We start from the raw sequence: 7,967 nt of genomic DNA, 5'->3' as shown, positions 1-7,967 counted from the left end.
CATTGTTACTTCCTCCTTGAATTCGGTTATCCCACATCCATGTGGTTTAGTTTGGCGAGTAAGCTTAAGGCCGTACGCTCCTTAAGTACTTCTTTCGCTCTAATATTTATATCGGTATTTGATTTTATTTTTTTATAGATTTTAGAGTTATATTTAATTTTTTTAAAAATAATATTATTATTTCTTTTCTGTAGTTTCTTCACTTAACCAATCTTTCAAAAATTCAGATCCTACTGCTGCACTTTGGTTGCTTAACTGGATTGCTTCGTAAATTTCTTTACGATGAATATCAATATTTTTGGGAGCGGCTATACCTAACTTAATCGTGTCTCCATCAATAGATAGAATAGTCACTTCGATTTGGTCATCAATAATAATAGATTCACCTTTTTTACGTGATAATACTAGCATTAGGATTCGCCCCCTTTTGCTACATTTGGTTGCAATGGATGTCTAATCGTATATTGCGTGTTTTGTAAAATAATTTGTTTGGCTTGATGATTATCAATATTAAAAATGATAGGTGCTACTAAATTAACCGTACGATGCTCTGCTTTTTTATTCCATGAAACGATATTACGGATGACAACATGTTCTTCTTTAGTGATATCTAGTTCATCCAAAACTTCTTGCGGCAATTCAAATTCGTAATCAGGATAATATACAAATGGATCAATCATAATAAAACTCGTCTCTGGATATAAAGCAGATTGCAATAAGCTAAACGGTGTGATTTGTTGAACAACCATATATTCTGTAATTTCGTGAAAGCCAGGAATTCCTTTAGAAAAAGTATATACTCCTTCTTTTTCAGTAGTAGGTTGGTTAGTAGCAGTCTGTGAATCTGACATGTAAGTCTATTCCTCCTTTTTTTTGAGAAAAAGGCTACGGACAGGATGGTCCATAGCCTTTTGAATTATATATAAGTTTAGCCCATAAAATTAACTAAAGATAGTTGTAACGCTGAAGCTGAAGTTTTAAGTGCTGCTTGATACACTGTTTGCGCAGCTGTTGCTTTGATCAACGTTTCAGCTACATCAGCATCTTCAACTTTGGATTGCAATGTAGTTACATTAAGATCGCGATCTTCAAGTCGACTTTGAATTAATTCTATACGGTTAGTTTTGGCACCTACTTCTGAACGAAGAGCTGACATTTTTGTTGCTCTAGATTCAATGTTTGGTAGCTCTGCACTAATCGCTGCATGATCATTAGCATCCATTGCAGCTGTTAAGCGATCAATCGTAGCAAAAATATTGTCTTTATCTGCTTTAGAACCAAAAAAGTCGTTTCCAGAAGTACTTACCCCTAGTGAAACATTCTCACTCACTCCGTAAGTCACCTGACCTGTATCTGTTACTACATCAGTTAGACTTGTAACTGTATCCGATAATGCATAAGGTTCTTCGCCCAGTTGTTGTCCATTAAAAATATATTTCCCTGTAAGCTGACTATTACCAATATTAGCTAGTTGACCTTTAAGTTGCTCTAATTCATCTTTAACAGCTGTTAGTCCACTACTATCTGTTGTTCCTGTTCCAGCTTGAATAGTTAACTCTTTAATACGAGTCATCACATCGCCTGCTTGACCCATTACAGTATCTGAATAATCTAGCCAGCTTTTAGCTTCATCAGTATTACTTGTATATTGGGCATTAGCCGATAATTCTGCACGGTAACGAAGAGAATAGGTTGTACCTACAGGGTCATCGGAAGCTTTATTAATTTTGCGTCCTGTAGAAGACTCATTACTAAGCTTATCCATATTCAAAAGATTATTATTCAAATTCCGTACTGTCTGTGAAGACATCATGTTTGATGTTATACGCATTCCCATAGATTCTCTACTCCTTAATTATTAAAGTCCGACTCTACCTGTACTGTTAATCAATTTATCTAACAATTGATCAAAAGTAGTCATAAAACGGGAAGCAGCACTATAGGCATGTTGGAATTTAATTAAATCTGTCATTTCTTCATCTAGTGATACACCACTAACAGATTTTCGGCTTGCATCTACTTGATCCGTTAATGTTTTGGCATTAGCTGCTTGTCGTGTAGCTTCTTGAGAATCTACACCCATTTGACCTACAATACCGTTAAAATAATCTTGAACTGTTGTAGGTGTAGTGCCACCAAAATCCATTTTAGTGTTTTGAAGTTCAGTCATTAATAATGCAAGACCACCATTACCTGTAACCACTTTTTCATTAGTACCTGTTCCTGTTGTACGTAAAGAGAAAGCAATTTGACTTGCATCATCTTGCAATGTTTTGTTCATCGTAATATTTCCAGCAGTTACTGTACCACTTCCATCAGTTGTACCGAAGAAGTCTCCACCAGGTTTACCTGAACTGTTGTATCCTAATTGATGAAGCCCATTAATACCTTTAACGGTAACTGTGAGGTCAGATGTTAGAGTACGATTACCAGCCGCAGTAGAATAAGTCACTCCATTAAGAACAGTTCCTTCTGGAATCACAGATCCTGAAGGTAATTTTACCGTGAGATCACCATTTGCTAACGTGTTAGCTAGTTGATCCAATTGAGTTTTGTAATCAGCTACATACGTATCTCTAGAAAGAAGATATCCATGTACTTCACCACTTGAAAGTGTTCCACCTTCATAAGCAGCTTGCAAAGAAGCAGCTGTCACTTGAGTCACAGTTGTACCTGTTACCGCATTCTGTCCACCAAAGTTAACTTGGTATCCATCTGATAATTGCGTAACTTGTACATTTCCGTATTTGGATAATTGATCTATAGCATAGTCACGGCTATCCCGTAAGTCATTGGCATCATTGCCCTGAGATTCCACTGACATAATGCTTTTATTCAGACTCCCTACTGTAGATAGTAGAGAATTGATTGTAGTCGCATCTAAACTTACACTTGAAGTTAAGTTGTTGCTGAGTGCATCTAACTGCTTACTCATTTGATTCATAGCATCTGTAAGAGCTAGTGTGTTTTCTTTCAAAATCTTTTGGTTTGTTGTGCTTTGTGGATTATTGCTGAGGTCAGACCAAGAACTCCAGAAATTATTGATTACTTTTTGCAAACCTGTATCTGATGGTTCATTTACAATCGTTTCTAATTTGTTCAATGTATCTGAACGAATATCCCAACTACCTAATGAAGAATTTTCACCTTGAAATTGTGTATCTAAAAATAATGAACGTACACGTTGTACAGAAGTTGCTTCGACCCCGGTACCAATTTGTCCGGCAGAAGTAGAATTTTTGAAAGCGACTGCTTCTAAAGGATTGGTAGCACTTGTGTGTACGACTTGACGTGAATAACCAGCACTATCGGCATTAGCAATATTATGAGAAACTGTACTCAGCGAAGCTGTTGTTGTCACCAAACTCCGTTTGGACGTTTCTATTGAATGAAATGTAGATGTCATGTTTTCCTCCTAATCTTATCCACGCGTATCGAATAATCCAGAACGCGTAGCTCCATAAGCTTTATCGGCCGGATGTTGATAAGTTAAATCTTGTTCCGGTACAAGTGCCAACATTTCCAATGAGAAGTCCACATAATCCAAAGCTTGTTGAATCAGTTGCTTGTTGAGTTCATTGAGTTGTTGAAGAGTTTGCAGGGTGGCGGACAATCGAGAACGAGCTTCAAGAAGGAGTTGTTTTTCTTCCGGATCAAATACAAGACGCGCTAGTTCCGTAAGGTTTAAACGTAGTTTGGACTTGATACCACGTTCCAACAAAAAGGCATGTACGATCTCTTCACGCTCTTGTTCTTCACGGTCAATAAATTTAGCTAATTTAGATTCTTGATTCATAATAGCAATCATAGATTCTACTTCATTTTTGATAACAGCTTGCTTTTTGCGCTCACCGAGCTCGATCATTTGGATATGACAATCATTCATTTGATCGAGCTTTGCCACCAGTTGCTGCAAAGTCTCACTACTCATTGATTAATTCCCCGTTCCTTTTAGGAAAGGCAACAGCTTATCTGCAAGCGCGCCTGCATCCACATTGTACGTACCAGAAGATACTTGTTCTTTCAAACTTTGAATTTTTTGAGCACGTTCTGCATTAGCAGAAGCTTGAGTGCTATTTGCTTGTAACATTTCCATTGCCTCCGGCGAAATTGACACTTCATCTTTACGATTTGCTTTTTTATCATTAGTTACTGCTTTTGCCTCTGATGCTCTTTGGTATGGGTTAATTGCGCTTACGCGGTTAGTTTCGTTAATTTTCATGGTTGACACGCTCCTTAGTAATTTTAGTTGAGAAGAACTTCCTATTCAGTATAGGACGTTCTTTTTTGATATCAGGAAGCTTGGGTGATAAGCAAAAGGTTGTTTTCCTGATATCATATAGACAACCGATTTAGTATTTACTAAGATTATCGGACATTTTCGAGATAATTTTTATAGTTATAAAGTGGTTAATTATAAAACGACATTTGTCATTGCTTAAGTCCTAATCCTGCATACGTACGCAATTGAAACCACTCATATAGCACCAAATATTGTCGTTATTTGACTTGTATATGGTAAACCTCTTACATATTTCGGAATTTGTCGACTGCCCGATAGGTCCCTTGGGTTTTTTGTGCTTCTTCTTTTTTGGCTGATTGATCATCTTCATAAGCATGTTGAATGTCTTTATTAAGACGAGCCCGGCAAGAATCGCACATATTACTATCTCGAATAGGATTACCACACACTTCACAAGCATAAGACATATTAGGTGCATTAGCGATTGAAATGCGTCCTTCTCTGATAAACTGTGTGATTTGCTTCACAGGTACTTCCACTGCTTCGGATAATTCTGTAATTGTTGTTCCTTTATGTTCACGTAAGTACTTGATACAATCTTCATATTGGAATTCAATTTCTTTTATACAATTACCACAGATTCCTCTGAGATTCATAACATGTAATTTACCACAACGGGGACAATTAGCTAAGTTCATCCCGTACCGCCTCCTAATCATTACAATACATCTTATCATTTATGCTCTTATTTATATTATATCGTACAATAGGTCCTTATTTATTAATAATAAAGCTTAAAATAACGATTTATTTCATAGATTCTTTTAAATCTTTTACTAAATAGACGAAAGTTAGCCAAATGAATATGATATTGTATTCGCTTTTTAGGAACGAGCCCATGTTAAGCTAAATACCTGAATATTGATACCATGAAGGTGTCCGGCTTCCATTAATGCTTTTGCGCAATTATTAATAGTACTTCCTGTTGTATAGATATCATCTACCAATAGTATATTTAGGCTATGTGATCGATAAGCAGTCAACCATTGAGGGGTATCCAAAGCATATCCAAATACTTCTTTCATATTTATGATACGTGCTTGACGTCCTTGGGAGCTTTGTTTGACGGTATCTCGTTGTCTGACTAACAAAGATCGATAAGGCAACCGTTCATAGGTAGCCAAATGACTTGCTAAGACTGCTGCTTGATCAAACCCTCTTTGGATTAAGCGTGCTTCACTTACCGGTACAAATGTCACTACGTCGATAGTCCATGCTTTTTGATAAAATCTATTCATCTCTTGCTTCATCTTCTGATACGCTTCTATAATGATTTGACCGAATAAAGAAGCATAACGTTCTTGCCCGCGGTATTTATAATCAGCTAACCATGCTTTCATCGTATCGTTATAGGAAACAGCACTACGGTTGAACATAAAGTAACGTTGTGTTGCTGATTTACGTTGGCAATCAGGACAATATTGCTCTCGTCCACATACTTTACATATTATTTGAGTAATCCATGGGATATGTCTCGCACAGGTTTCGCAAATACCAGGATATCTTTTCATTAATGCTGCCTTTTTACCGCAAGACATACACGTATTATAGTGTGGCGATAGATAAGATAACCATGTATTCCAGAAGGTTTTGTTCAAGATACTCTAACTCCTTTGTAGTATTGACGATTTGGATGCATGTAGATAACCTTTACGTCTAGCAATTCGATTCATAAGCTTGATTTGCGAAACTGCTTTCTTCTGTTCAATCGTCCATTGTTTAGATGCAAAAATCACATTTCCTCTCGGATCTTCTTTAGATCTTCCTGCTCGTCCTGCCATTTGTACAAGAGAAGACGCATCAAACAATCCGCTATCAGCATCCAAAATATAAACATCACTATAAGGAATAGTGACTCCACGTTCCAAAATAGTAGTTGTAACTAATATTAGTATCTGTTGCTCACGAAACAGAATAACTTTATCCGCTCGTTCATGATCTTGAGAAGAAGTTCCTTCTATTGAAAGCTGTGGGAAATAGGAGCGTAGTAGTAACACTAACGATTCAATTAACGCTATTCGAGCAACAAATACAAAAATCTGTGCTCCGCGTGTGATCGAATAACGCAAATGATTTAACAAAGAATGAGGCAACTGCTTTCTTTTAAGCATATGATTCACAGTCGGTATAGTAATATACTTTGGTACTGGCAAAGGATGTCCATGAAAGCGAGCAGGTACTTTAGCATGCGCAAGTGTGCCTTGTTTGATCTCTTTTTGCAAATGTATAGGCGGAGTCGCAGATAAATACACAAAAGCTCCATCATATTTACAACAGACATTAGCAGCATAAGCTAACATCGGATCATTATGAAAAGGAAAAGCATCCAATTCATCCAAAATAACCAGATCAAATGCTTGCGAAAATCGTACTAATTGATGTGTAGTAGCTATCGTCAAATCTGCTCTTTGCCAGCGATCTTCACTTCCTCCGTACAATACAGAGATCGTTGTTGTCGGAAAAGCTTTGGCCATGCGAGGAGCTAATTCAAGGACTACGTCTCTTCTTGGGGTAGCTACCAGTACTTTCCCCTTATTTCGTAATACATGATCGATTAGTGGAAAGGTCATTTCCGTTTTACCTGCACCTGTTACTGCCCAAAGTAGGAAACGTTTATGTGTAAAATAGGAAGGACTAGGAATAGGCTTTTTATGTTTTAACCTATATAGAAGTTGTGTATAGAAAAAAGTCTTGCTTGAAGTTATAGTTTTATTCAAACGTTTTGTTGGATCTGTTAAGAAGCGCAGTGCACCGGTAGTAGCTTCAGTCTGTGCATCACTCAGTCCCCATCTGGTTTGAATATTTTCTTTATTATGATAAGTATCTATAGAAGAAACAGAATTTAGATATGATGGAGCTCTATATACAGATTGAATCATTAATGTACATTCACGACTTCTACCTAGATTAAGACAGGTCTCACAATAAGCACATGCAGAACTGCCACAACTAGCACAAGGTGTGACATTCATCTTATGGCTTCCACAGCGATTACATTGATAACTGGAAGCAGACTCTATATGTATAGCGGAATTTAATAACAATGATTTTGTTACATAGGCAAGTTGTGTATATGTTCTCCAATGGTTTAGAAGACTTACATTCTGATCGGTAATCATCATCATATATTCAGTCTCTAAAAGAGAACGACCTTGCATCATTTGAGTAAGTTCTGTTGTACCTAGCATTACTTTTCGTTTCCAAGCAGGTAATACCGAATGATCTATGTATTCGTCTGGTTGATCTTGCATAACTTGTATAGTAGATACTAACAAAGGTATATCTTTGATTGTGTTCAACGTATGATGCCACAACAACTTGATCTGATCTACTACAATAAAAGAATAACTAATTCTACCTTGATCGTCATACTGATTATAATTTGCAATACGATTAACTAACCATTCTTCTATATATTGTTTCCACTGATATGCACTCCAATGATTTGCACTGCTATCGAATTTCAAGTATTGCCTGCACTGCAAAGCCCAAACTAAAGGAATAGTCGATGAAATATATATCATTTGTTGCATCGTTTCTGTTTGTCGCTTATCTGAAGTCCACCATATAAGATCGATGCGAAGATCAAGGGATATGTCCAAAGACCACCCGCTTGTTGTTCTAATAGCGTACAATATAATTTGCATGTACATTCTCCTTTCTA

General features: G+C 36.9%; 9 protein-coding genes. All 9 read right to left on the bottom strand.

Annotated elements, in window-relative coordinates:
* Positions 1-177 precede the first annotated feature (177 nt).
* The gene (gene csrA / locus ACFSGI_RS21870) at positions 178-411 is read right to left on the bottom strand and encodes a carbon storage regulator CsrA (protein WP_204827163.1); all 234 of its coding nucleotides are present in this window, start codon (positions 409-411) and stop codon (positions 178-180) included.
* Entirely contained in the window at positions 411-851 is a 441-nt protein-coding gene (locus ACFSGI_RS21865) for a flagellar assembly protein FliW (protein WP_204827162.1), read from the bottom strand. The genes csrA and ACFSGI_RS21865 overlap by 1 nt, the downstream gene beginning before the upstream one ends.
* A gap of 77 nt (positions 852-928) precedes the next feature.
* Positions 929-1,837, bottom strand: coding sequence for a flagellar hook-associated protein FlgL (gene flgL / locus ACFSGI_RS21860; RefSeq protein WP_204827161.1), 909 nt, complete (start codon positions 1,835-1,837; stop codon positions 929-931).
* A gap of 21 nt (positions 1,838-1,858) precedes the next feature.
* Positions 1,859-3,406, bottom strand: a complete 1,548-nt coding sequence (gene flgK, locus ACFSGI_RS21855; protein ID WP_204827160.1) for a flagellar hook-associated protein FlgK — start codon at positions 3,404-3,406, stop codon at positions 1,859-1,861.
* Between the two features lie 15 nt (positions 3,407-3,421).
* A complete protein-coding gene (locus ACFSGI_RS21850; RefSeq protein WP_204827159.1) occupies positions 3,422-3,931 on the bottom strand; it encodes a flagellar protein FlgN in 510 nt (169 codons plus the stop codon).
* Positions 3,932-3,934: 3 nt separating this feature from the next.
* A complete protein-coding gene (gene flgM, locus ACFSGI_RS21845; protein WP_204827158.1) occupies positions 3,935-4,222 on the bottom strand; it encodes a flagellar biosynthesis anti-sigma factor FlgM in 288 nt (95 codons plus the stop codon).
* 305 nt (positions 4,223-4,527) lie between these two features.
* Positions 4,528-4,941 (bottom strand): TIGR03826 family flagellar region protein, encoded by a 414-nt coding sequence (locus ACFSGI_RS21840; protein WP_204827157.1) that lies wholly within the window; start codon positions 4,939-4,941, stop codon positions 4,528-4,530.
* A 186-nt stretch (positions 4,942-5,127) separates the two neighbouring features.
* On the bottom strand, positions 5,128-5,901 hold the full coding sequence (locus ACFSGI_RS21835) for a ComF family protein (protein ID WP_204827156.1): 774 nt from the start codon (positions 5,899-5,901) through the stop codon (positions 5,128-5,130).
* 6 nt (positions 5,902-5,907) lie between these two features.
* A complete protein-coding gene (locus tag ACFSGI_RS21830) occupies positions 5,908-7,950 on the bottom strand; it encodes an ATP-dependent helicase ComFA (protein WP_379284377.1) in 2,043 nt (680 codons plus the stop codon).
* Between the last annotated feature and the right edge of the window lie 17 nt (positions 7,951-7,967).

The sequence above is a fragment of the Paenibacillus nicotianae genome, assembly GCF_042681745.1.
GTDB lineage: Bacteria > Bacillota > Bacilli > Paenibacillales > Paenibacillaceae > Saccharibacillus > Saccharibacillus nicotianae.
Note: the sequence above shows the minus strand (reverse complement) of the source record. Positions and strands in the feature narration are given on the sequence as shown.